Annotated in this window: 22 protein-coding genes; 3 read left to right on the top strand and 19 right to left on the bottom strand. The window is 40.6% G+C overall.

What is annotated here, in order from left to right; translation table 11 throughout:
- Positions 1-187: 187 nt before the first annotated feature.
- The gene (locus ACHUE3_RS00875) at positions 188-2,605 is read right to left on the bottom strand and encodes a YbcC family protein (RefSeq protein ID WP_394189237.1); all 2,418 of its coding nucleotides are present in this window, start codon (positions 2,603-2,605) and stop codon (positions 188-190) included.
- Positions 2,602-4,173: an NADH-quinone oxidoreductase subunit L gene (locus ACHUE3_RS00870; RefSeq protein ID WP_394189235.1), complete on the bottom strand. Its 1,572-nt coding sequence runs from the start codon at positions 4,171-4,173 to the stop codon at positions 2,602-2,604. The genes ACHUE3_RS00875 and ACHUE3_RS00870 overlap by 4 nt, the downstream gene beginning before the upstream one ends.
- 97 nt (positions 4,174-4,270) lie before the next feature.
- Here ACHUE3_RS00870 and ACHUE3_RS00865 point away from each other — a divergent pair, with 97 nt between their 5' ends.
- Entirely contained in the window at positions 4,271-5,149 is an 879-nt protein-coding gene (locus ACHUE3_RS00865) for a LysR family transcriptional regulator (RefSeq protein ID WP_394189233.1), read from the top strand.
- Between the two features lie 59 nt (positions 5,150-5,208).
- Here ACHUE3_RS00865 and ACHUE3_RS00860 read toward each other — a convergent pair whose 3' ends face one another.
- The 11 genes from ACHUE3_RS00860 to ndk form a co-directional block, all read right to left on the bottom strand.
- Entirely contained in the window at positions 5,209-5,445 is a 237-nt protein-coding gene (locus ACHUE3_RS00860) for a hypothetical protein (RefSeq protein WP_394189231.1), read from the bottom strand.
- 112 nt (positions 5,446-5,557) lie between these two features.
- Positions 5,558-5,938, bottom strand: a complete 381-nt coding sequence (locus ACHUE3_RS00855) for a VOC family protein (RefSeq protein ID WP_394190248.1) — start codon at positions 5,936-5,938, stop codon at positions 5,558-5,560.
- Between the two features lie 150 nt (positions 5,939-6,088).
- The gene (gene der, locus ACHUE3_RS00850; RefSeq protein ID WP_394189229.1) at positions 6,089-7,552 is read right to left on the bottom strand and encodes a ribosome biogenesis GTPase Der; all 1,464 of its coding nucleotides are present in this window, start codon (positions 7,550-7,552) and stop codon (positions 6,089-6,091) included.
- A 73-nt stretch (positions 7,553-7,625) separates the two neighbouring features.
- Positions 7,626-8,804: an outer membrane protein assembly factor BamB gene (gene bamB / locus ACHUE3_RS00845; RefSeq protein WP_394189227.1), complete on the bottom strand. Its 1,179-nt coding sequence runs from the start codon at positions 8,802-8,804 to the stop codon at positions 7,626-7,628.
- A 9-nt stretch (positions 8,805-8,813) separates the two neighbouring features.
- Positions 8,814-9,434: a YfgM family protein gene (locus ACHUE3_RS00840; RefSeq protein WP_394189225.1), complete on the bottom strand. Its 621-nt coding sequence runs from the start codon at positions 9,432-9,434 to the stop codon at positions 8,814-8,816.
- 16 nt (positions 9,435-9,450) lie between these two features.
- Positions 9,451-10,731, bottom strand: coding sequence for a histidine--tRNA ligase (gene hisS / locus ACHUE3_RS00835; protein ID WP_394189223.1), 1,281 nt, complete (start codon positions 10,729-10,731; stop codon positions 9,451-9,453).
- Between the two features lie 121 nt (positions 10,732-10,852).
- A complete protein-coding gene (ispG, locus tag ACHUE3_RS00830; protein ID WP_394189221.1) occupies positions 10,853-11,971 on the bottom strand; it encodes a flavodoxin-dependent (E)-4-hydroxy-3-methylbut-2-enyl-diphosphate synthase in 1,119 nt (372 codons plus the stop codon).
- A gap of 5 nt (positions 11,972-11,976) precedes the next feature.
- A complete protein-coding gene (locus ACHUE3_RS00825) occupies positions 11,977-12,816 on the bottom strand; it encodes a RodZ domain-containing protein (RefSeq protein WP_394189219.1) in 840 nt (279 codons plus the stop codon).
- Positions 12,813-14,747 carry a type IV pilus biogenesis/stability protein PilW gene (pilW, locus tag ACHUE3_RS00820; protein WP_394189217.1) on the bottom strand — a complete coding sequence of 645 codons (1,935 nt, stop codon included), beginning with the start codon at positions 14,745-14,747 and terminating at the stop codon, positions 12,813-12,815. Before pilW ends, ACHUE3_RS00825 begins: the two co-directional genes overlap by 4 nt.
- A 114-nt stretch (positions 14,748-14,861) precedes the next feature.
- Positions 14,862-15,992 (bottom strand): dual-specificity RNA methyltransferase RlmN, encoded by a 1,131-nt coding sequence (gene rlmN / locus ACHUE3_RS00815; protein ID WP_394189215.1) that lies wholly within the window; start codon positions 15,990-15,992, stop codon positions 14,862-14,864.
- Between the two features lie 156 nt (positions 15,993-16,148).
- A complete protein-coding gene (ndk, locus tag ACHUE3_RS00810) occupies positions 16,149-16,580 on the bottom strand; it encodes a nucleoside-diphosphate kinase (protein WP_008111339.1) in 432 nt (143 codons plus the stop codon).
- Between the two features lie 230 nt (positions 16,581-16,810).
- Here ndk and ACHUE3_RS00805 point away from each other — a divergent pair, with 230 nt between their 5' ends.
- Entirely contained in the window at positions 16,811-17,407 is a 597-nt protein-coding gene (locus tag ACHUE3_RS00805) for a hypothetical protein (RefSeq protein WP_394189213.1), read from the top strand.
- Positions 17,408-17,525: 118 nt separating this feature from the next.
- Positions 17,526-18,920 (top strand): prephenate-dependent tRNA uridine(34) hydroxylase TrhP, encoded by a 1,395-nt coding sequence (gene trhP / locus ACHUE3_RS00800; protein ID WP_394189211.1) that lies wholly within the window; start codon positions 17,526-17,528, stop codon positions 18,918-18,920.
- 79 nt (positions 18,921-18,999) lie between these two features.
- Here trhP and ACHUE3_RS00795 read toward each other — a convergent pair whose 3' ends face one another.
- The 6 genes from ACHUE3_RS00795 to ACHUE3_RS00770 all read right to left on the bottom strand — a co-directional run bounded on the left by ACHUE3_RS00795 (position 19,000) and on the right by ACHUE3_RS00770 (position 25,423).
- The gene (locus tag ACHUE3_RS00795; protein ID WP_394189209.1) at positions 19,000-20,286 is read right to left on the bottom strand and encodes a type II toxin-antitoxin system HipA family toxin; all 1,287 of its coding nucleotides are present in this window, start codon (positions 20,284-20,286) and stop codon (positions 19,000-19,002) included.
- Positions 20,276-20,566, bottom strand: coding sequence for a helix-turn-helix domain-containing protein (locus ACHUE3_RS00790; RefSeq protein WP_394190246.1), 291 nt, complete (start codon positions 20,564-20,566; stop codon positions 20,276-20,278). Before ACHUE3_RS00790 ends, ACHUE3_RS00795 begins: the two co-directional genes overlap by 11 nt.
- Positions 20,567-21,094: 528 nt before the next feature.
- The gene (locus tag ACHUE3_RS00785) at positions 21,095-21,544 is read right to left on the bottom strand and encodes a hypothetical protein (RefSeq protein WP_394189207.1); all 450 of its coding nucleotides are present in this window, start codon (positions 21,542-21,544) and stop codon (positions 21,095-21,097) included.
- A gap of 545 nt (positions 21,545-22,089) precedes the next feature.
- Complete coding sequence (locus ACHUE3_RS00780) at positions 22,090-23,910, bottom strand: hypothetical protein (protein WP_394189205.1); 1,821 nt, start codon at positions 23,908-23,910, stop codon at positions 22,090-22,092.
- Positions 23,907-24,362 carry an ABC-three component system middle component 2 gene (locus tag ACHUE3_RS00775; RefSeq protein ID WP_128583087.1) on the bottom strand — a complete coding sequence of 152 codons (456 nt, stop codon included), beginning with the start codon at positions 24,360-24,362 and terminating at the stop codon, positions 23,907-23,909. The genes ACHUE3_RS00780 and ACHUE3_RS00775 overlap by 4 nt, the downstream gene beginning before the upstream one ends.
- A complete protein-coding gene (locus ACHUE3_RS00770) occupies positions 24,350-25,423 on the bottom strand; it encodes an ABC-three component system protein (RefSeq protein ID WP_394189203.1) in 1,074 nt (357 codons plus the stop codon). Before ACHUE3_RS00770 ends, ACHUE3_RS00775 begins: the two co-directional genes overlap by 13 nt.
- Positions 25,424-25,595: the final 172 nt, after the last annotated feature.

Here is a 25,595-nt window from a genome sequence, read left to right as displayed (position 1 = left end):
TATCGCGCTTGTAATTGAGTTAGGTTAAGCCCTTCTTCCAAAGCATTAGGCAAGGTTAATATCCAGTGCTGACCTTCAAATTTTGCGCATGTTTGTGCCACTACTTTAGTGGTTGTTTGCTCATCAACTTTTAAGCTTCGAGAAGCAAAAGCGTCTGTCTCGCTTACAATAATGAGCCGGCGCAGTGTTATTCGGCTGCGGCTATTTGGCTATACCATGTGCTTTTGCACAAACGTTCAATCTCATTGTTATCTCCCCAACGCAGTAGTGTTAACCAATCATTATCTACTAGGTCTTTAATCATGTTGTGTTTTTGATAAATGGCAAAGATTGCATCACGCGGTGCAGCAATATAAACACTTAGTCTTAAAGGCTCATGCATCCATTGGTTACCATCGTGCAGAGATTGCATGGCTAGGCCAATTCGTAAGTCGCCACCATTGCCCTCAAATACGCCTATGTTACCCCCCACTGCATTATGAAGCACTTTATTGCCACTGCCGTACTTATAGTTATCAGTCACGGAGGCATTGTATTGGGTGTTGATCCAGTTTGTTACAATCATCGGGGCTGTCATAATTAACTCTAAAAGAGCAAACTCAGTATCGTGTTGCCATTGGTAATCATGTAAAAAGCTGCGCCCTTTTAAGTCAGCGTCGCGGGTCCAGTTACGCGGTGCCACAATAAATGCAGCATTATTTGCAAGCCCCCATTCAGGGCGCACTTGTGACCAATCATTAGCACGTTTTTGATAGGCTTGATTAATTTGATTGTGTGACGCATTCGCTAAACTTGGATCGATGTGCTGCAAACGCTCTTGTTGAGCTTGTTTAGTGGCTGTTTGCAGCCATCGCGCCATAGTCGGGTTGAGTGATGAATCAAAAAGAGTTATTTCATCTGTGGTTGTATTATGTAAAGCGGCGACAAATTGGCAATCATTTGGCAATGCCATGTCGCGGCTTTGTAGTTGCTTGCGTACTTCAGGGTCGTTAAGTAAGGATGCTAAAACACGCACATTTACTTCCCCTGTTTGACCGCCGCATGCACCACAATCAAGGCCAGCTGCATGCAAATTGTTAGTACTGTGGCTGCCATGCCCTACTAGTAGTATTTTTTGTGCATAGTCAGTAAGTCCCATTGCATTAAGAACAGTGTAAGCGAGTTCGGTTTTGTCTTCAGTACTTAGCTGGATACTGTCTTTACTCAGTTGCCATTGAATGTCATTTGAATGATGGTTCGACGTATTATTTGCTAAAAAGGTATTTTTTAACAGCTTGAGTGCATAGAGCCAGCCAGTTGATTCAACCATTGAAAATGCTGAAGGGGCTGCTTTAGACCAATTTTGCCATGCGGCAGTTAAGCTGCGTGTGGTTTTTTTACGGCTGCTTTGTTGCTCGTTAACTTGAATTATTGGCTTTAATAAGCCGGGTAATTGCGGGCGCTTTAGCGCGCTTTCACTAGCTTGATACTCTATAGGTAAGCCAAAAAAGCCAGCAAAACCGTAGGTTTCTATTGTTTGACTTTGCGACTCAAGCGCACGGCGCATGACTTCAGAGCGTACATCGATACAAAATACCGCTTGCAGTTGCGCTTTGGCCGCAGCGACTTTGCTTGCATTGATTAGGGTTTCATTCAGCGATTGTTGATAACTTAACTCATGAGCTTTAGCCCATACCCATCCTGGCTGTTGTGCTATTTTATGGTTGTTTAAACGCTCAAATAGCTCGGCTTTTTCGTGTTGCCATTGCGAACGCAGTAATTGAAAATTATTGGGGTCATGTTGCTCAACGTATTGCCATATAACCATGTCCCATGCCATGCGAATTGCCAGCAACTGGTGCATTTCTTCATGGGGCTGTTGATACAAATCCCCTTGCCAACGTAGATAAGCAAGCCAGGATGCCCAGCCATTTATATCGAGTAGTAATGAGTGAGCATAATACTCTAAGGTGTCTTCGCTTATTGCTAAACAATCAATCGCCATGGCTATTAACTCATCTGCTGTATCTGGCAGCTGAGCAAAATACCGGTTGAGGTGTTTTTCATCCATAATAATGCTCACACCTTTGTCTGCCTTTATAACTTTTAGCCAATGAGCATAAAGGTCGTCAATATCGAGTACCTCATTGCGGTGAAGCATGGGGCCAAGTTGCTGATAATGGGCTGCACAAAACTGACTAATTTGCTGAATGATTTCATCATGCCATGCCATTTTATGGGGATCTCGTTGGGTATCCAATAAATCAGCAATGTTATGCCAATGCTTTAAAGGCAACTCAATATTGAGTGAGTCTTTAAGCTGCTCAGTGGTTATATCTACGCCCAATATGAGGGCTGCATCCTGTAGATGTTTATCGGTAATAGTGCGCTGTTTATATTTTTCTTGGTAATACGTTTTAGGCATTTGCAATTTGGCATTGGTCAATGTGCCTATGCGCGCGGCAACCTGTTCAATCGGCAGCATGCGCATTTGCCAAAATGGATTAACGGCAATCATTTGGTCTAACGGCCAGCTAGGTGCAATATACCCACATACAGTGTTTAATATGTCTTTGTGTTTAGGGCTGAGCGTATTTTTTTCGCACTGTGCGATTGCTGCGTTCATGATTTTGACTCCAGTATCGTCACTATTTTAGTGTGATTTTTAGTATTTGTGTGCGCATTAACTGGCAAGCGAATAGGCCAAATTTTTAACGTTAGTCGGGTAAACCATTCGTCAAGATATAACCCAGCAAATAAAAGGGTTGAGAGGGCTTTAACTCTAGGGTGCTGGCTTTGATTTTTTAGTACATAGCTAAACCCTATTAGCGCAACAATGAGCAGGATAGCCCAGTTATCAGCTGGGCTGAAAGCGGCTTCTCGCCATGCGGTAGTGCCAATAGCTAGAGTAAAAAAGGCTTTTAAACTGATATAGCTTAGTGTTGCTAACGAAGCGATAATAATCATTGGGATGAAAATAGTTCCCTGCGATTTACCATGCTTAGTGGCGATGAGAATTGCCAAAGCACCTGCTAATAATAGCCAAATGCTTACAGCTCCATTGTAATCACTAAAATACCAAGCTAAACCAGTAATGACTGAGGATATACTAACTCCCAGTAGCCAATGTGAAGCGCTTGGCGTGTGTTCTGGTGCATGACGGCGGTTTATATCTTCGGTTATTGCATTGCCTGCGTTTAAAAAAGCATAGGCCTTGTACATTGAGTGAGTAACTAAATGAAGTAGCGCCAGTTCAAATAACCCAAGTGCACATTCCAGTAGCATTAAACCCATTTGTGCGCTGGTTGACCAAGCTAGTCTTACTTTAACACTAACTCGTGTTGTCATTACTAACGCACTGATAACTGTGGTTAAACCTGCAACAACTAATACCAACCACTGTGCAACTGTCGCTTGCATAAACAAAGGGGCAAATAAAATCAGTAAAAAACCGCCAAGGTTTATAACCCCAGCATGCAGTAATGCACTCACAGGAGTAGGCGCTTCTACTACTTGAATAAGCCAACCATGCAGAGGTAATTGCGCACATTTTATCAGCGCAGCTATGGCAATAAGCACGGCTGCAAGTTGTTCACTAGCACTAAGTGGGCCTACATTATTGCTATAGGCAAGGCTAATATCGCTAATTAACCACGAGTTATGAACTATATAAAGTAAAACAAAGGCCAGTAATAAACAGCTTTCGGCTAAGCGCGCAACGATGAATTTTTTGTGCGCAGCAAGTGCAGCTCGAGGCCTGTTTGGGTAAAACATAAGTAGTTGATGTAATGCCAAGCTAATACACAGCCAGCCAAGCCAAAAGAGCATTAAATGATTACTGATCACCACCAATGTTACAGCAGACAATGTAGTGAGTAACCAGCGCCAGAAATAGTTAATGCGAGGTTCACCAGCCATATAGTTTTGGCAGAATTTAACGAGGCTAATTCCAATAAACATAATCAGCGCTAGCATAATTAGCCGCGTGGGTGATAAAGATAGAAAAGGGAAGGGAGTGAATGAGAATACTGTGTGTGCTACAGCCACACTGACTAGTAAACACGCATTGGCAATGAGCAAATAATATAGGTGTTTCCCGTTACTTGATTGGGTTTTAACGCCCACATTATAAGCTGAAATTATTAGGCTAACGGGGATTGTTAGCACCAATAATGACATGATTAATTCATTCATTGTCGACTCCTTTTAATAATGGAGCCAGTATGGCAAAGTTGTAAACCAAAGAAAAATAGATATAATCTAAGTAATCGTTCTGTTTTAGTTAACCATTATGAATCGTCTTAATTATCATCATTTGTATTATTTTTGGCGTGTTGCGTTACAGGGCAACTTAACCCACGTTGCAAAAGAATTGCATGTATCTCAATCAGCCTTATCAAGCCAAATCAAGCAGCTCGAGCAAACTATGAACGTTAGTTTATTTGAGCGAAAAGGGCGCAGCCTTAGTTTAACTGATACCGGCAAACGCGTGTTAAAGTACGCAAACGATATTTTTAATACGGGGGAGGAGCTTTCTTCTTTTTTAACTAAAGGAATTATTGCGCAAAAACAGCATTTATCAATTGGTGTGCTCAACACTCTTTCGCGTAACTTTATTGAAGAATTTATAAACCCGCTTTTGAACGACCCTGAAATTAGTTTTTCACTCACTGCACGGCGTATGGATGGTTTATTAAATGGCCTAGCAGAGCATGAGTTAGATCTTGTGTTAACAAATAAACCTGTTGGAACAGAGCATTACGATCAACTGTGGCAAAGCCAACTCGTTTCACGTCAACCTTTAGCGATTGTCGGTCCCGCCAACAAAAAGGTAATGAGTGACTTTCCTGTGGGTTATGAAAATGCACAATGGGTATTACCTAGTAAAACATCGGCAATTAGAGATTCATTTAATGCGCTGTGTGCTCAGTGGCAGTACAAACCTGAGATCAAAGCTGAAGCAGATGATATGGCAATGTTACGATTATTGGTGCGTGATAGTGGCGCTTTTTCGGTACTTCCGCCAGTCGTAATTAAAGATGAGATAGAGCAAAATATCTTATCGCAGTATCAGCGCTTAACCGATGCTTATGAACTGTTTTATGCGATCACCGCTCAGCGGAAATTTGTTCCCGAGAGCTTAACGCGTTTATTAGCTAAAAGTGGCTAATTAACGAAGCGATTTGTCCATATAGTGTCATGCTTGATATGACAGAATTAAACAGCCATTTACTCTTGTGTTAGCGGCTGTTGTTCTGTTTGTACTTTTGCCAATGTTTGTTTATCAACCTTGATAGCAAATAGTGGCTCTGCATTTTTTAGCGTCGCTGATATTTCGGCTTTTAGTTGCAATTCGTGAGTTGTGTTCAGTGCTTTTAAAGTGTGCGCGGTTTGTTGCTTTATCTGTTTATCTAATGCGATGTCAGCAGGGCTAAGTAGTAATAAAGTCAGTAGTAATGTGTTCATTGTCATCTCCTTATTTAGTTGGGTATAAATTAACTAAAGTTGATGACAAAACGGTGTTTCTAATATGTCTACTTGGTTAAGCTTTCATGGTATTTCGATGAAGGGTGACAGTTCAGGCTTGGTATAGACAAATTAACGTTCCCTCTATTGCCCTAACATACGCATAATGCTGCGTTTCTCTTAAACTTGGAGGACAAAGTGGTTCGGCACCTGCAAGTACTGCTTTATCGTAACTTTCAATAAGGTTTGTGCAGCTAAATCTAAGTTCAAAGCCCAGCGCAGGTTGCTTTGGATGCGCGCGAATATACCCTTGTTTAAAATGCGCTTGCGCGTAGGGATGCGCTGCAAATGCTATTTTTATATTGCCCGTAGAGAGCTCACCATATTCAGCATTTTCACTTAATGAAAAAGTAACAAAGCCAAATGCTTGGTAATAAAAGTCTAAGGTTTCTTCAACGTCATCAACATAGATAACTTGGCTCATTAATTCCATATACAGCTCACTGGTGTTCATTTATCTTTTAAATAAAGCACAGTTTTAGCGTATTTGCGAAAAATAAAATACTAAACTATTAATTTTAATCATAAAAAAACCTTGCGAGTTTACCTAGCAAGGTTTTTAAATTGCGCATGAAAAGCGCTACTATTTGTTACGATTTTCTTTACTAAACGCGCGTATCTTACGTTTTTGCGAAAGCGTTACTTTGTTTGTACGCCCTGCAAATGGGTTGTCGCCTTCTCTAAATTCAATTTTGATTGGCGTGCCCATAATTTTTAACGCTTTACGGTAGTAGTTCATCAAGTAACGTTTATAGCTATCAGGTAAATCGTGAACTTGGTTACCGTGAATGACGATTCGTGGCGGGTTATAACCACCGGCATGGGCATACTTAAGCTTCACACGACGACCACGTACAAGTGGCGGCTGGTGGTCTGCTTGTGCCATATCCATAATTCGGCGTAGCATGGCAGTACTAATACGCTTAGTTGCTGACTCGTACGCTTCATCAATTGATTCAAATAAATGACCAACACCCGTACCGTGTAACGCTGAGATAAAGTGGATACGAGCAAAGTCAATAAAACCTAAACGACGATCAAGCTCTGATTTGATACGATCTTTTACGTAGGTGTCTAGGCCATCCCATTTGTTCACTGCAATAACTAATGAACGACCAGAGTTCAATGCAAAACCAAGTAAGCTCAAGTCTTGATCTGAAATACCTTCGCGTGCATCAACAACCACAAGTACGACGTTAGAATCTTCAATAGCTTGAAGCGTTTTGATCACAGAGAACTTTTCAACGACATCGCTTACTTTTTTGCGCTTACGCACACCGGCGGTATCAATTAATATGTACTCTTTGTCGTTGCGTGTCATTGGGATATAAACCGAGTCACGAGTTGTGCCTGGCATATCGTAAACGATTACACGCTCTTCACCGAGTATACGGTTTGTGAGTGTTGACTTACCTACATTTGGACGACCAATGATTGCTAATTTGACCGGTTTATCAGCAAACGCTTGTTGCTCTGCTTCACCGTCTTCTTCAGAATATAAATCAATGAGTTCGTCATCGTTGTCTTCACCATCATCGTTTTCTGCACTGAGCTGAGCGATTACAGGCTGTAAAGTATGTTCTAGCAGTAGTGTAATACCACGGCCATGAGCTGCTGCAATATGGTGCACTTCACCTAAAGATAATTGGTAAAATTCTGCACAATTTGAATCAGCATCAATACCATCGGTTTTATTGGCAACAACAAAACTTTTCTTTTCTTGCTTGCGCAAGTGATTCGCAATGGCTTGATCGGCAACCGTCATACCCACACGGGCATCAACTAAGAACAATACGATATCCGCTTCTTCAATCGCTAGTAGCGACTGATCGGCCATTTCGATTTCAATACCTTCTTCAGAACCATCAATACCGCCCGTGTCTACCACGATAAATTCATAGCCATCATAGTTAGCTTGGCCATATTTTCTATCTCGTGTTAAGCCTGGAAAATCGGCAACGAGTGCATCACGAGTACGTGTTAAACGGTTAAATAATGTGGATTTGCCCACATTGGGTCGCCCAACTAGAGCGATCACGGGAAGCATAAACTACCTCTTTAAAAAACAACAAAAGGCTTCGCAGTGCGAAGCCTTATAAAAATACATGTAGATTAGTATGTTAGTTAGGTATGGTTACCGCACTAACTTCACCATCTCGGGTGTATAAAATCAGTTTGTCGTCTGCAACAATTGGCTCAATAAAAAAGCCTGAGCTGTCGAAGTCTTCGCGCGATACAAGCTCGCCTGATTCTTTATTTAGCCAGTGTAAGTTACCTTCTTGGTCACCTAATGCTAAATAATTTCCTGCTACCGCAGGCCCTGTTAAATACCAACCACGAAGAGCTGGTTGACTCCAGCGTTCAATGCCAGAGGTTTTATCTAATGCGTATACAACACCATCGCTATCAACAACGTAGATGGTCAAAGCGTCCATCGCTATTTCACGATAGCTGCTGTATTCACGTTTCCACACAACATTACCAGAGCGAATATCAACCGCTGCTAAGTTACCATTATAGGCGATAGCATAGGCATATGGGCCGCTAATAAGTGGGCGAGTGTCAACATCAACAAGACGTTCAAACTCAGATGCACCTTTAGCCGTTGCTATTTCAGCACTCCATGCAGAATAACCACTTTCAGAAATAAGTACGCTTAGCTTTCCAGTTTCAAGCCCAACCAGTACACCGCCATTAGCCACAGTCGGTGAGCTTTGACCGCGAAGTGTCAGTGGTGGTACTTCTTGCTCGTGACTCCAACGCTCTTCGCCAGTATCTGGATGAAGCGCAAGTAGTTTGCCCGAACCTAAATTAACAAAAATTAATCCATCACCGGCAGCAGGAGAAGCAAGTACTTCACCAGGTACATTTTTACGCCATACTACTTCACCAGTTTCACGATCAAGGGCAATTAAAAACCCATGCTCTGAGCCAACAAATAATTTACCGTAGGCTTGTAGTATACCACCAGATAACTTGGCACTGATATCACTTTCCCATGGCCAAAATGTAGAATTCTCACGTACGTCTGTTTCCCAGAGCGTATCGCCAGTTTCAACGGATAGTGCTTCTATATCACCATCACGACTGGCTACAAAAACGTGATCTTTATAAATAGCCGGTGTTAAGCGTGAAAAGTAATGTTCTACCCCATCACCAATGCTTTCTTGCCATACAACGTTAGTTTCAAATTGATTAACGATTTCAGGCAATACTAGTTCTTCTTCGTCATCACTTGATGAGCAACCAACAAGGGTCGCCATACATAAAGCAATACTTGCCGCTGTTAACTTTTTCATGGTAACCCCTTATGCCGCTGGGCTAGTTACTGCTAAGTCATCAAGTTTGATTTGCAATAATGGGTTGTTTTCAAGGCCACCTGCATCAGCTGCTGTTTGATAAGCAACGCGTGCTTGCTCAGCGTTACCTTGCGCTAAATAAATGTCGCCTTTAATTTCAGCAACAGCTGCTTTGTATGCGTCATTTTGTGTTTTGTCTAATGTAGCTAATGCATCATCGTATTGCTTTTGAGCAACTTGTACACGCGCTAAACGCGTAATTGCTGTTGCTTTTAAGTCAGCATTATCAACATTTGACATAATCCAAGTTAGTTTTTCACTTGCTACGTCAAGTTGACCTTTTTCTACAGCTTCTTTTGCTGCAACAAATGACGCAAGTACGCTGTAATTAGAGTCTTTATTTTCAGCAATAAATGTATCGGCTGCGCCTAATACTTCACCACTTTCAACTAATGTAGTGTAAGCATCAGATGCACTTTCTGCTGTTGTAATTTGGTGTTGGTTATATGCTTTCCAGCCGTATAAACCGCCTAAACCGATAACAATACCTAGCGCAAGTGATACGCCATTTTCGCGGAAAAATCGTTTAATTGCTTCTGCTTGTTGTTCTTCTGTTGAATAAATATCCATTATTACCTCTAATGTTTTAGCTTTGTACTAGCTCAGCTAAAAGCGTTTTAACTTGTTCTAATTCTAAGGTGACTTGTTCTTTACGTTCACGTAAATATTTAACAGTCACTACGCCTTGTTCTAATTCGTCTTCACCGATAATAAGTGCCACAACTGCATCACTTTTATCTGCGCGTTTAAGCTGCTTTTTTAAATTACCACCGCCAGCGTGAACCATGACTCTAAGTCCTGGTACATCAGCACGTAGTTGAGCTGCAATTAGCGGTGCTTGGATACTTGCCTTATCACCCATTGCTGCCAAATATACATCAGCGTTGCGGCGTATGCCACCTACACATTCTAATGCTTGTAACAGTAATACCAAACGCTCAAGGCCCATAGCAAAGCCAACGGCAGGTGATGCTTTACCACCTAGTTGCTCTACTAAGCCATCATAACGGCCGCCAGCACAAACAGTGCCTTGTGCGCCTAAGCTGTCAGTGACCCACTCAAATACAGTTCGGTTGTAGTAATCTAAACCACGAACGAGTCTTTCATTTACCGTGTATATGACGCCTGCAGCGTCTAAACGTTCACATAAACTTGCAAAATGTTCTTTTGATTCAGCATCTAAATGATCTGACAGTTTTGGTGCATCGACTAAGATGGCTTGAACATCAGGGTTTTTGCTGTCTAAAACTCGCAATGGGTTTGAGTGCATACGACGTTTAGAATCTTCATCTAATACGTCAACATGCTGTTCTAAATAGCTAATTAGCGCATCACGGTACTGTGCACGGGCTTCATTTGAACCCAGTGAGTTAAGTTCTAAGCGGACATGGTCACTGATACCAAATTGTTTCCATAGCTGCGCAGTAAGCAAGATAACTTCTGCGTCGATATCGGGTGTTGCAATACCGAATGTTTCTAGACCAAACTGGTGAAATTGACGATAACGGCCTTTTTGAGGACGTTCGTGTCTAAACATAGGGCCCATATACCATAAGCGCTGCTCTTGGTTATACAGTAATCCGTTTTGGTTACCAGCACGTACGCACACTGCAGTACCTTCTGGGCGAAGCGTTAAGCTATCGCCGTTGTTATCTGCAAAAGTGTACATTTCTTTTTCTACGATATCGGTTACTTCACCAATAGAGCGTTTGAAAAGATCGGTTGATTCTACAATTGGAAAACGAATTTCTTGATAACCGAACGATGCGACCGTCTCGCGTAAAATGTTTTCTACTTTCTGCCAAACTTGGGTGTCGCCCGGCAGACAATCGTTCATTCCACGTATTGCCTGAATTTGTTTTGCCACTGATAAATCCTAAAAACTGTATTTGTGCAGAGAACTGCCACAACAAAAATGCTAAAAATTGACCCGCCATTATAGCTGGCATGCGTGCGGCAAACCACCCAGTTTGCCGACTATATTAACTTTATTCGACGATTTTAACGTCGATTGGGGTCTCTTGCTCTTTCTGCGCGATAAAATCACGCACATAGCCTTCAAGTTGATCGACAATATTATTATTATCGATTCGCGCTTTTTGGCGCTCGCCATTGATATATAAACCAGAACGACGATTAGCGCCGGCTAAACCAATGTCGCTAACGAGAGCTTCACCTGGGCCGTTAACTACACAACCAATGACTGACACCGAAACGGGTTCTATAATATCTTCAAGACGTTCTTCAAGTTGGTTCATGGTGCTTACAACATCAAACTCTTGGCGCGAACAGCTTGGGCAGGCAATAAAGTTAATACCACGAGAGCGGATACGCAATGATTTTAAAATATCAAAGCCGACTTTAATTTCTTGTACAGGGTCTGCTGCTAGTGATACGCGTAGTGTGTCGCCAATGCCTTCTGCGAGTAACATACCCAAACCAACAGCCGATTTAACTGAACCTGAGCGCATGCCGCCAGCTTCAGTGATACCTAAATGTAATGGTTGGTCGATTTCTTTAGCAAGCAGGCGATATGCGCCAACGGCTAAAAATACATCGGACGCTTTTACAGAAATTTTGAATTGATCAAAGTCTAAACGTTGTAAAATTTCAACATGGCGCATGGCTGATTCAAGTAATGCTTCAGGCGTAGGTTCGCCGTATTTCTCTTGCAAATCACGCTCAAGAGAGCCGCCATTTACCCCAATACGAATCGGAATATTATGCTCACGTGCAGAATCAACCACAGCGCGAATACGCTCTTCGCTGCCTATATTACCCGGATTGATACGCAAACAATCAGCGCCATACTGCGCTACTTTTAAAGCGATGCGGTAATCAAAGTGAATATCGGTCACAAGTGGAATAGTCACCTGCTCTTTAATGCTTTTAAATGCTTCAGCGGCAGCCATGGTTGGCACGGATACACGAACAATATCGGCTCCCGCATCCTGAATCGCTTGAATTTGAGCTACGGTGGCATCAATATCCATGGTATCTGTGTTGGTCATTGACTGCACAGCAATAGGTGCGCCATCACCAATAGGGACATTTCCGACATTAATACGGGTTGATTTTCTGCGTTTGATTGGAGATTCTGAGAACATAGCGACTACTCTGCTAATGGTAAATTAAATTTGGCTAAACGATTCTTAGGAAAATTCGAAATATCGATGGCTTCACCATTGAGTGTAATTTCAACTACTTGGTGTTTTCCTAATACCACTGAAAAAGGAGGCGTGCCTGTTACGGTCATTTCATAGCCTGCTTTTTTTACGCCAAAAGCGACTTTTTCGCCTTCACCGTCGTGTATTTCTACCCAGCTATCTTCGTTAAACAACATTACAACCGTACTTAAGCCATTTTGTTCTTGTTGCGCAGGCTCAGTAACTGGCTCTTCAAGCACTTGTGTTGGCTGTTCAGGGGCTTTGTATTCAAGCTCAGGTTGAATTGATTCTGCTTCGTCAGTGTTAACTTGTTGAGGCTCTGGTTGCGTAATGTCGTTTACGCTCAAATCAATCAATGGCTTAGTTACGGTTTGTTGGTTTAATGGGGTTGAATTTTGCCACCACCACAACGCTGATGAGCCAATTGCTATCGCTAAAATAATATAACTAACAAGCATTAATCGACTGTCATGTGCTTCTTTTTCGGTGCGCTTTGAGAAGCTCTGCATATTCGATTTTTTTATGGTTTCCTGACTTTCAGGAAATAATGCCATTACGGCTACGCTGTCTAAATTAAACTCGCGGCAATAACATTTTGCATACCCTTTTACAAAAGTTGCAGGGCCGAGTAAATGGTGTTCGTCATTTTCTAAATGCTGTAATTGCAACACCGATAGTTTTAATTTTTCAGCCAATTGTTCAAGGCTTACACCTGCCGCTTCACGGCCTGTTTTTAATGTTTGGCCTAAGCTTGGTTGAGTTGATTCTGTATTTTCATCATTCATAATGCGTATGATTCGGGATCCACTAGTAAGAGTCTATGCCCAGGTTTGAGAGCAATATCTGGGCTTAATTTATTCCATCGCATTAACTGATCAATTAACAAGCGACGCTCTGTGGCAATACTATACAAAGTATCGCCTGCGTTTATTTTATAAAAAATATTGGGGTCATTAAGGTAAATTTTAGTTCCATTGACCAGTCGATCAGATTCTCTTAACCCATTCCATTGGAGTAATTTTTGTAGTCTAACATTGTATCGTACTGAAATGCTAAATAGGTTTTCACCAGCCTGTAAAATATGAAAAGGAATAGCTGGAGGTGATAACCGTGAGTTTAACAGCGGTGCTTCGTCAATCGGGTCAATAGTATTAAATTGCACTGTAGCTTGGCGGTTATTTCGTGATGCAAACACAGCTGCATTTTTTACTGGTTGATAAAACTCAACTTGCTCACCTACTGATTGAGCATCATTTTGCCTCGGTTGCGTTGCCTTGACATCCGTTTGTGCACTTAGCATTTGTTCGGTTTTTGGTGCACCAAATGACACAATTTTAACCCCATCCTTTGGCTCGTTTGTGCTCCGCGTTGACTCAGGTACATTTGGTTTTGTAGGTGTTGCAGCAGACACTCCTAATGTTTCGACCTTTGAAGTAAAAAAGCCATCAGTGCTTGGAGTTGGCGCTGGATTTTCATTATTTAAATCAGCCACCGATAGCGCAGAAAAAACAGCTTGTGCATTGGAGTTTGTTTTTGCAAGTACAGGCTCGCTAGCTTGAGTAGTCAACGTGGCTGTGGTTGCTACAGTGGTTAATGCACCCATTACCGCTTTAGTATCAATTGGCGTGTTATCGATATTAATATTTGCAGGGATCAGAATTGCTTCATTTGTTTGCTGTATTTGTGATTCTTCACTATTTGATTGTGTATTAGTAACTGAAGCGGTTTCTAATTCTGCTTTGCGAGTAGATGAGTCTTTTTGCGTTGTTTGTGTCGGCTCAGTTGCAAGCTCTACTTTTGCTGCTGCAAATTGAGGCGCCTTTTTCTTTTTTACAATACGCATTTTCGGGTTTGCGTTCACCATAACTGTTGAATTTTCAGACTTAAACTCATCAAGTTTTGCTTGGCGGTATTTAAATCGTAGAATTTCAAATTCACTTTGTTTTAAGCGTTGTTCGCGAATTAAAACGGCTTCATTTGACACAGGGTAGGTTTGTAATATGGTTGCAGCGGTGGCCTCTGCTTTTTCAATATGGCCCATTCGTTGATCAATTAAATAATTCAATAGTAATGAGCGCGGCGAGACTTGGCCTGATTTTTCAAACCTAGTGAGTAATTCTTGTGCTTTATGTAAATCACTTTTTGCGTAATACAGCGCAGACAAGCTAATAATTGAGGATGCGCGCATCGAGCTGTGCTTGATTGCAGAAAGAAAGTACTTTTCAGCTTGTTCAAAGTCATTGAATTCAATTGCACATAACGCTAGGTTTTCATAACTTTCTGCAACGCGGATATAACTTGGGATTTCAATGGCTTTTATAAATTGTTCAGTTGCGCGATCGTATTCATTTATACCACATAAAAACACCCCGTAGTTATTACGAGTATTTGGATCATTGGGATTAATTTTTAGCGCTTTTTGATAGGCGTCATCTGCTAAGCTGTCTTCACCGACCTGTTGATAATAATAAGCAAACGAGTAATGTACTTCGGGCAAGTTTGGCGCAAATGAGGCTGCGCGTTCTAAGTTATACTTGGCCTGAGAGCTGTTGCCAGTGTTGAGGTATTCTAATGCAAGTGCGATACGTGTGCGCGCAGCGCCAGTATTATTGATGGTGTTCTCGACAACGGGTTTATCATTGCCTTCGTAACTGTTTTCAGTCACACAGCCACTAAGCGCAATGACACTGGCCGCTAAAGCAAGTAAAGATCGCATTACCTTATCTCTTATTATTATCCATATCAGCCTATCTTACCGAAAAGCACTTGTGTTGCATCAACTTTTTCAAATTTTAATGCTTAAACACAAGTACTTTAGAGGTTAGTTCGCTTAAGCTTGCTGGATATTGACCGAAATTGCGTTCTCATCACGCATTTTCTTCTTTGCCATACGCTTAGTACGGTCAACCACATCACCCGCTAATTGACCACAAGCAGCATCGATATCGTCCCCTCGAGTACGGCGTACAATACACGTAATACCGCCAGCTTGTAACACCTTAGAAAAACGGTCTATTCGACTGTTGCTTGAACGGGTGTATTCATTGCCCGGGAAAGGGTTGAATGGAATTAAGTTTACTTTAGATGGTGTGCCCTTAAGCGTTTTAACTAGTGCGTGCGCTTGATCGGTGCTGTCGTTCACGCCATTGAGCATAACGTATTCAATAGTGACGTCTTTGTTGGCTTTAGAGCCATCAATGTAACGACGACATGCCGCTAAAAACTCTTCAATTGGGTACTTTTTATTAATTGGTACTAAAATGTCACGCAGTGCGTTATCTGGCGCATGCAATGAAATTGCTAAAGCAACGTCGATTTTTTCTTTTAATAAATCAAGTGCAGGTACTACGCCTGAAGTGCTTAACGTTACGCGGCGTTTAGATAAACCAAAACCCCAATCGTCCATCATCAGTTCCATCGCAGGCACTACATTTTTAACGTTAAGTAGTGGCTCACCCATGCCCATCATGACAACGTTAGTGATTGGGCGTTTTTCACTGTTGCCATCAAGGCCGATATCTTTGGCTACGCGCCATACTTGACCAATAATTTCAGATACTTTTAAATTACGGTTAAAGCCTTGTTGTGCTGTTGAGCAAAAAGTACATTCAAGAGCGCAGCCAACTTGTGATGATACACATAATGTTGCACGCTCTTTTTCTGGGATCCACACAGCTTCAACTTCTTGACCGCCTTCAAGTACTAAAGCGTACTTAATGGTTCCGTCGCTTGCTTGTTGGCGTACTGAAATTTCTGGTGCAACGATTTCACATTCGTTTTTTAGCTTTTCTTTTAGCTTTTTATTTACGTTGCTCATGTCGTCAAAGTTATCAACGCCAAAATGATAAATCCATTTCATCACCTGATCGCCACGAAATGGCTTTTCACCGAATGACACAAATAACTCGCGCATTGCATCTCGGTTTAAATCTAATAAGTTAATCTTTTTTTGCTCGGTCATGAAACAACCTCAATCAGTGACGGTGGTGATAAAATTTACGGGGATGAATTGTACACAATTCGACCAGTTTAGTCATTAGGTAAACATTGTTAATTGCTTAGCTAATCACTAAAAAAGGGCCCGAAAGCCCTTTTTATTTTGCTTAACGCGTTCGAATTAACGAGTACGTGGGCAAAGCTCTTCGTCAGCGAAGAAGTACGCGATTTCGCGAGCAGCAGATTCAACAGCGTCAGAACCGTGAACAGCGTTTTCGTCGATGCTATCAGCGTAGTCTGCACGTAAAGTACCAGCTAGTGCTTCAGCAGGGTTAGTAGCACCCATGATTTCGCGGTTTTTAAGAACAGCGTTTTCGCCTTCAAGAACTGTAACCATTACTGGGCCAGATGTCATGAAAGAAACTAAAGCACCAAAGAAAGGACGCTCGCTGTGCTCAGCATAGAAACCTTCAGCTTTCTCTTGTGAAAGGTGAACCATTTTAGCTGCAACGATTTTAAGGCCAGCAGTTTCGAAACGGTTGTAGATAGCGCCAATGTGGTTTTTAGCTACTGCATCAGGTTTTACGATTGAGAAAGTACGCTCTAAAGCCATCTTTATGCTCCAATAATTTTTAAGTAAAAGTGTGAATATTAACGGGCGCGAATTATACGCGCTTTATGGAAAAATTCCTAATTTTATTAAATAGTGTGTGTGTGGCAATTTAATGAACAAATAAAATAAGGCAAAAATTCTTTCAATAATGAGTACTTAAAAACGATGGTTGTTATTTTTGACGAACTTAACTAATGTTGTTATTCAACATTTTAAGGGATTTAAAAAGTATGGAAAAGTTTTTGTTTATCTGTTTGTTAGGCGTTTTTATCAGCGCGTGCGGTTCAGACAAAGAAGGGGAGCTACCGTGTCCGCCAGCAGCAATCGGTGTGGATGTTAACACAATAGATTTATCGGTAGACGGCGACGTGTCTCAAGAAAACACAGCCGTTGCATTTGATGATCTTGTGTTTAATTTTGAATCAAATGGCGACCCTGTTTATGCGCAGGGTAATGAATTTGAGCCAAATAAAAAATACAGTACAGGCTGTGTTGTACTGCCGGTTATTTTAGGCTCAATCAATACACTCTCTGAGTTTAATATTTATTCTACGGCTGATTATAATGCAGAGTTAACCGCCGGGATGAGCTTAAACGAGGTGTTTTCAGCCCAAAGTATTGATACCGGCGACTTTGACTATGGTGAATCACTGACACTTAAACAGCTACAAGGTGAATTACCAATCAGTGCGCCGCGTTATTTTTCTTTAGTATTAAACCAGCCGCCAGAATTTGAGAGTAGTCATATATTTTATATTGAGTTTATGGTGGATGATAAACAAATTATCATTGAGTCAACTGAGCTATTAATTTCAGGCAATGAATAGCTCAGTTGAGGTTTTGTGATCAAGATCAACATTCCTTCTCACTAGCTATTTATACTATTGCGCTCTATTAAATTATTCATGCAACCGGCTTGACCCCGGTTCGATGTATGGAGCGCACATGTCGTCAATATCCTCTTCAAATACGTTTGTACCAGAATTACTTTCACCAGCTGGTAGTCTAAAAAATATGCGCTACGCATTTGCCTATGGCGCAGATGCTGTTTATGCAGGCCAACCACGTTATAGCCTAAGAGTGCGCAACAATGAGTTTGATCTTGATACCCTTAAAGTTGGGATTGATGAAGCCCATGGATTAAATAAAAAGTTTTATGTGGTATCAAATATTGCACCGCATAACGCCAAAGTTAAATCGTATTTACGTGATATTGAACCTGTTATTGCGATGGGGCCAGATGCCTTGATCATGTCTGATCCAGGATTAATAATGTTGGTACGTGAAAAATGGCCTGACATGCCCATTCATTTATCAGTGCAAGCCAATGCGGTAAACTATGCAAGCGTGAAGTTTTGGGCTAAACAAGGTATTGAGCGGGTTATTTTATCGCGCGAGTTATCACTTGAAGAAATAAGCGAAATTCGCACGCTGTGCCCTGAAACCGAGCTTGAGGTATTTGTGCATGGTGCATTATGTATGGCGTATTCTGGGCGTTGCTTGCTCTCAGGTTACATTAATAAACGCGATCCTAACCAAGGTACTTGCACCAATGCATGCCGTTGGGAATACGACGTTAAACCCGGTACTGAAAACGAAACCGGTGAAATGGTGCACAAAATAGATCCCAAAACGGTAATACCAACACTGGGTGAAGGCGCACCAAGCAATGATGTATTTATGCTTGAAGAACAAGGCCGCCCAGGTGAATACATGCCCGCGTTTGAGGATGAGCACGGCACTTACATCATGAATTCCAAAGACCTGCGCGCCGTGCAATACGTTGAACAATTAACAAAAATGGGCGTACACAGTTTAAAAATAGAAGGGCGTACTAAGTCATTTTATTACGTAGCTCGCACTGCACAGGTTTATCGTAAAGCAATTGACGATGCGGTTGCAGGTAAGCCGTTTGACGCAGACTTATTTAAAACACTTGAAAGCCTCGCGCACCGTGGTTACACGGAAGGCTTTTTAAAGCGCCACGCCCATCAAGATTATCAAAACTACGAATACGGTCATTCAGTTTCTGATAAACAACAGTTTGTTGGAGAAGTGCTTGGCCGAGATGAAGATGGGTTAGTGCAGATTGACGTAAAAAATAAGTTTTGTGTGGGGCATTCACTGGAATTAATGACCCCATTAGGTAATTTTAACTTCACGCTACAAGCCATGAAGAACAATAAAGGCGAGGAAATTACTGATGCAAAAGGGTCAGGCCACGTTGTAAAAATACCACTGCCAGAAAGTATTGATTTAGAACACGCCATTTTAATGCGCAATCTAGATGAAAACCAAGATACCCGCAATCCGTTTAAAAAAGCCGTGGTTGGTGTTTAGGTTATAGCATCGCTGTTAAAAATTAAAACCTCGGCGCTAGTAAAGTAAACGCCGAGGTTTTATAGATAGCTTAATACTATTAGCGACCAGTTAAATGCTTATTTATGGCGTACGTATTATCAAGCTGTTGCTCTATTAAACTAATCGTTTGCTTATTCACGTTTAGCGCTTTAGCAGTGTCTTTAAAGTTGAAAATAATCTCTGCTATCTCAGATATGATAACTTGTACCTGCTTCCAATTTGCATAACCGGCGGCAGAGGCAAGCGTTTGAATCGCTTTTAGTGGCGGTTTTTTTCCAAATCCAGCAAACGAAGTAGCATGCTCATTAAAAGGGTGAGGACTAAAAGTGACATCATAAAAAGGCGCTAAATCCCACTCACCAGAATCTTCTTGTAAAAAAGCCCAGTTTTTACTGTGGTCGTCTTGGTTACAGCTAAATAAATTAAACATAGCCCGACGAAATTGTAATTGCCCTGCAGCAGGTGATTTACATAAAACACGGCTCGCTTTAATTAAATCCTCATAATCTAATGTAGGTGTGCGAAAATCAGCATCTAGCAAGCCACATGCACTATGCATATGTTTGCAGCCCATTTTATCACCCTTAAACCTGTCGAATCGTTTTAGGGCGAGCCATTGCGTTGCACCGGTCCCTTCTGGGGCGGGTACCAGTAATCTCTGAGGAGGGTTTAATCCTGCTTGTTCAGCTAAATCCAAATACACAGCTTCACATAACCCTTCCTCATGTCCTAAAGCAAGGTTTTTGGATGTGAATTTTATTAACCAAGCATCATCACCTGTTTTAGGCTTTGTTCTACATTCTTGTATATTATTGTCAGGAAAATAAATTTGGGCTTTAGGGCGTGCACCGCCGGAGCTACCAGCAGCCACTAACGCAGAAAGTACTTCTTCTGTTTGTCCGTCAAATATTGCTTGGGCTTGTTGACCTAATGTAGCAAGATCAGCTTCATCGTCATTTGTGCCATCATAATGAGTTTCAGGTGTAAACGATAATGCGCCCATAGCCGAATGGCCAACAAAAGATAAGCGGTCCATTGCGGTAACAAAGTTTGGCATTATATTATTTTGTCTGAATACACGGTCCTGTAGTAGTAACCCCCACCCATCAGGTAAACAATCAGAAAAGACCCCATGCAATCCATTATGTGGGCTTTTGGGTGCTAACTGAACATCTCTATTGAAGGCGAGTGAGAATGGCGATAGATTACCATATGTGTCTAAATAGCCTTGATCGAACTGAAAGTAAACACCTTGTCTATTTTGAGCAAGTACACCAACCATTAACTCTGTTGAGTCTGACAGTGTACGTTTTACTTCTAGCTTTTCTATGGGTTTAAAGGCCATTGTTTAATACCTGAGCAATAGACGTTGGCGCATTTTTACCTTGAGTTGGCGCTTTTGTTAATTCATATAAACGAGTTAAGTCGTCGAGTGTTTGCCATAAAAGTAATAGCTGCCTGAATGAAATAAGTCCTGTCACTTCAAACTTTTTTATTGTAGAAGCAGGTACTGTGCTTTTTTTCGCTAGCGCTTCACGTGACATTTTTTCTTTTTTGCGACGTTCTTTTAGATGCTCAGCAAAAGCTAGCTGCACATCACCTTCGCTTAACAATAAATAATTGATAATAAACTCACTCGAATTAATTTGGACATTACTGTAGCTAAAAATCTATATTTTGTAGGTTAATAGACATTATAGTATCTATTGTTTGGTTGTAAAGATAATGGTGGCGCCAATTGCCTGTCATTATTTTTATTGTTTGAGATCAATGAAGCGATAGAGAATAAAGTGCATAATTCACGGCTGTAATTTTATGCTAGCAATATGCAATGAGGTTAGATAGTGGCTTTACTCATAAACAGTAAATGCATTAACTGTGATATGTAAGGCGGGATTCTATTATTTTACAATAATCAACAATTTACCTTGAGTGTGTGACTAGTTGTGTGACTGCTCATTTATAGCAGGTAACTTAAAGTAACACAGTTTGGCTAAAAGAGTCACACAGTTTTCAAACTCAAACATGGGTTATATCCGCTAAGGTAGAACCCATGTTATTGAGCTTCGATTTTTCCCCACAGCATAGTCGTAGTTGAAAAATAGGTTTCACTGTTATTTTTATTATTTCAAAGATTGTGTATAAATAATCAACTAACCGCCAAAACGCCAAAACGCCAAAACGCCAAAACGCCAAAGCAACTGCGACGACACCAAAGCAACTGCGACGACACCAAAGCAACTGCGACGACACCAAAGCAACTGCGACAACACCAAAGTAACTGCGACAACACCAAAGTAACTGCGACAACACCAAAGTAACTGCGACAACACCAAAGTAACTACGACGACACCAAAGCAACTGCGACGACACCAAAGCAACTGCGACAACACCAAAGTAACTGCGACGACACCAAAGTAACTACGACGACACCAAAGCAACTGAGACAACACCAAAGCAACTGCGACAACACCAAAGCAACTGCGACGACACCAAAGCAACTGAGACAACACCAAAGTAACTGCGACGACACCAAAGTAACTACGACGACACCAAAGCAACTGAGACAACACTAAAGCAACTGCGACGACACCAAACGCCAAAGTAACTACAACGACACCAAAAGCCTAAGCAACTAAGACGACACCAAGATATGAGTTTGTTTATCAAGCATGGTAGATAATATTTCGATATCCCCCCACCTCAAGGTCGTAGTTGAAAGCAGGAATATTGCTCATTCACAATAATGTAAATAAGCACTATTACGGCAGAAATTTAGTCATAATATTGCTTATTTACACTATTACGAACAATGCGAAATATTAATTCAAGAATAGGTGAAAGCATTTTGGACGCTCTCAAGCCTGGTTAAAAAATAGGTATTCAAAAGCGATAGTTTTCGGTATTTCCACAGTTTTTTGTTGAAGTTAAAAATACTTATTTAATAATTGCTTATGTTAATAAAATACCATGTACTAAAACTTAAATACGCTTGATAAAACTGTGGCCAAAATCAGTAGACCACTACAGAGCGAGAAGCAGACGGTCGGGTAAACTCGTTTTTGGACAAAATGAGCTATGGTTGGATTTCGCTTTGAATCGTAAAACACATTGATTGTGTGGATACAGCGGATTTACGATCCTTAAATTATGCTACTGGAAAGAATCCATACCGACCAATTTCCTTGTTCTTAGAAAAGTGGTAGTAAGTCATCTTTCGTTTCAAATCTTCATCTGGCTCTTGGTTCTCAAACACGATTATTTGCTTATCTTTAAACGAATCACAAAGATCAATGTAGAAAGCAAAAATCATATCTTTTTGTAGTTGAACCTCATCATCATTCTCATCATTGTCACCCGCTCGATAAGTGGTCAAAGGAGAATCCAGAATTACAAAATTTGGATGGCGTTCAAACTTAGACAAGTATTCCATTAAGCCTAGTGAAAAAGCTGCATACGAAATTGCTCGGTATCCTTTACCAAAATGGGACCTTGGCTTGCCACTAATTACCAAATCCCTAGTTTTCATATCAAAAGTAACGTTTTCATGTCCGGGAAATGACCAACGCTGTAAGATTGCACTAATGTTCTTACACAAGGCTGTTAACTCGGCACTAAAATCAGGAAGTACGTATTTTGCAGTTCTGTTTTCAAGCTGGACACGCAATTCACCTATTTCTTTCAATAAGCTTTCACGAGAATCCACTATGGCTCTTTGTTTCAAAAATTCATTCTTTTTACTATTTAGTAGCCGAATAGCTACGTTATAATCCTTAAATTTCGAAGATATATTCCCTTCGATAATTTCCGATAGCTCTTTAACTGCTGCTTCTTTTTGATCTATCTCTTTTGCAAGCATTTGATACTCATGCTTTAAATCCTCGATTGAATCAGTTAACCCTTTAACTTGAAATTTATTTTTATTAATTTCCGCCTTGGTGCTTTGCACTAATTGCTTTAGCTCTTTTACATCTTTTTCTTGTTCAAACTCTTGTCCGCAAGTAGGGCAATTGGCCATCTCGTATAGCTCAACAAAAGAAGCTGCTTCACTTCCTGCCTCTAACCTTTCCAAGTCAGAGTTATATTTCTCAATTAAAAGGCTAAACCTCCCCTGTAGTAGAAGGTTTTCTTTTTCTGCTTCACGTAATTTACTAAGCTCACCCCTGAACTTGTTTCTATTAGAATCAAGTTCACTATTGGCTGCAACCAGAGCGGTTAGTTCGTCTTGAGCCTTAGATAACGATTCCTCTAACTCATTCAGTTCTGAGTCTAACTTTTCTGTTATGGACTTTACTTCTTCATGGTTAGTAAATTTCTTGGCAACATATTCCTCCAAAGCTTTGACACGCGATTCTACAACTCCTTCTGTATCTTTTTGTTGTTTCAACTCTTTAACTTCTGAATCATCTACACCAGTGAGTAAAGTTTTAAGTAGTGATGTTTCTTGAGTATACTCTCGCTGGCCTTCACCCAAAGGTGAAGATTCGGTAATTATCCGTCCTTCATCGACCAAAAATAATTTACTCAGTACGCGCAATGTCAAAGAAGAGGTTTTTAAACTCTGTACACCTTTTACTAATACTTTGTCGTTTAAGCCCAATTTTCCGAGTATATGTGCCGATAGATTATTTTTTCCTTTGTGGCTTGGGTTTAAAACAATTGTTTCTGACTCTGTACTATCTGGCTCAACTTCAATTAGAGTAACTTTAGGCTTAGCAGTCGATACCTCCCTTCGAAGAATAAAGCTTTCATTTTCGTTAACTTGAATTTCTGCTTCAATGGTATTGTAGCCTTTAGCTTCGTCAATATTTTTAGGAGGCTCTTCACCACCAAAAATATACTGAAAACACTTGATGACATATGACTTACCAGTATCAGATGCACCAGCAACAACATTGAGTCCTTTATCAAAGCAAAGTTCAGCCTTAGGTTTGCCTTTTCCTGTTACGGATATTCTTTTAATAATCATGCCGAACTCGATACTCCTTTTCTTAACTCCATTATTGGTATCTGGATAATCCAATTGTAATGCTCAGACAACCAACTTAATCGTTCCCAAATTTTGATGAAATAACTTGAATTTAAGCAGCTAACAAAGCTACTTGTATTTTCATTCGCACAAAAAGATTTTCCATTTTCATCATAGTGAACATCAATTAGCCCTTTTTTAATAAAAAACAAAAGCGACTTAGGTAGCAACTCTCTCCGTTGTGCAATTTCTGCCAAATGATTTGGGACAGCAGGATGAAGGTTTGATGGCCCATTAAATTCGCTTGAATACAGTAGCGCGTAATCTAATAAGACCAATTCATCTATGTCGAATTTCTTCCCTTCCATACTCGAAAGTATCAGTGCGGCTCTAGTTGCCAATTCAACATCACTATTAAATATCTGAGGGACTTTAAGTTTTACTTGTTCCATTTTAAAGATCCTTTATTCACCAATTGGTGGCAAGCGCCTTTCTTGTCACGAATACTCATGTATAGATTTAATGGATGCGATGAAAATGAAACTTGTGTTACGTGATTCGAGATAGCCAAATATTTATCCCAGCCATTGTTGTGAACCATCAGGACGAGGCTAGAAATTGCTTCATAACAGTCTTCAAGCAAATTTTCGTATGTATCAGGAGGCATTGAGTCTCTGGAAAATTTTTCTAAGCTTTCTGCTGAATAGAAGTTTTTACGCGCACTTTTTAGTTCCATCAAAAACTCAGGAAAGGCTTCTAAATTATCAACAGAACTCACCTGAGATTCTATAGACTCAATTGCCTTTAATAACTCCTCAATATATTTCAATTCATTACTTTGAATATCATTTGGAGGTGTTGCAGGGGCTGGTCGATCAAACTCTAATGCTCCAAATCTTCTTATGTAATAAGGAGTATGATTTTTATGTAATTCGATAAGCCTCAACTGTGGGATTTGATCAAATATTGTAAAATCAACATCATGCTCAACAAATTTAAGAAAATCACCTTCTAGGCTTACACTCTTTGTCGTAGTGATTTTGTCTTTACACTTTTTATCCCAACCAGAAATGAGTTCTGCTTTCAGCTTTTTAGAATCTTTAAGGGCATTAAGGCTAATGCCATTTAAGCCACTTTTAGCAACAAAGTAATATTTTGCAGGCATAGAAAAATGCCCTTGATGTGAGTGGTGACAAAGCTTACCTATTTCTAAAAGAATATCTGTCAAATTCAATGATGAGCTGTAATATTTACACTGAAAATTTTCCCAACTTCCATCTGGAGTGTAAGCAATAACATCACGCCCCATATCACCAGCTCCTCCAACCCGATTGACTCGCAAATACTGTGTTTTCCAATAAGTTGCTAGTTCGCAAGTAAAATCTTCCCAATCGTCTTCGTCCATATGCAGTAATCGCTTTAATGGCGATATAACTTCACCAGTTAAAGCGGATACTGCCGACAATGGAGCATTTGCAATTTTTGGGGAGGGGATCTCGTTTTCTAGTTCCATCTATGTATAAATCATCCAAATTTATTTCTCTGCTTATTATCTTCCTATATTTTACTTAAAAAATATACCGTTATAGCAAGCAGAACGACTAAAGCTCATATTGCCGTATTTCGTAGCGAATGGGGGTCAAATCTTGACTTCACATATTAAGAATCTTCAATGTCTGCTCATG

Origin of the sequence: Pseudoalteromonas atlantica, assembly GCF_043641955.1 — a bacterium.
GTDB classification, from domain to species: domain Bacteria; phylum Pseudomonadota; class Gammaproteobacteria; order Enterobacterales; family Alteromonadaceae; genus Pseudoalteromonas; species Pseudoalteromonas atlantica_A.
Note: the sequence above shows the minus strand (reverse complement) of the source record. Positions and strands in the feature narration are given on the sequence as shown.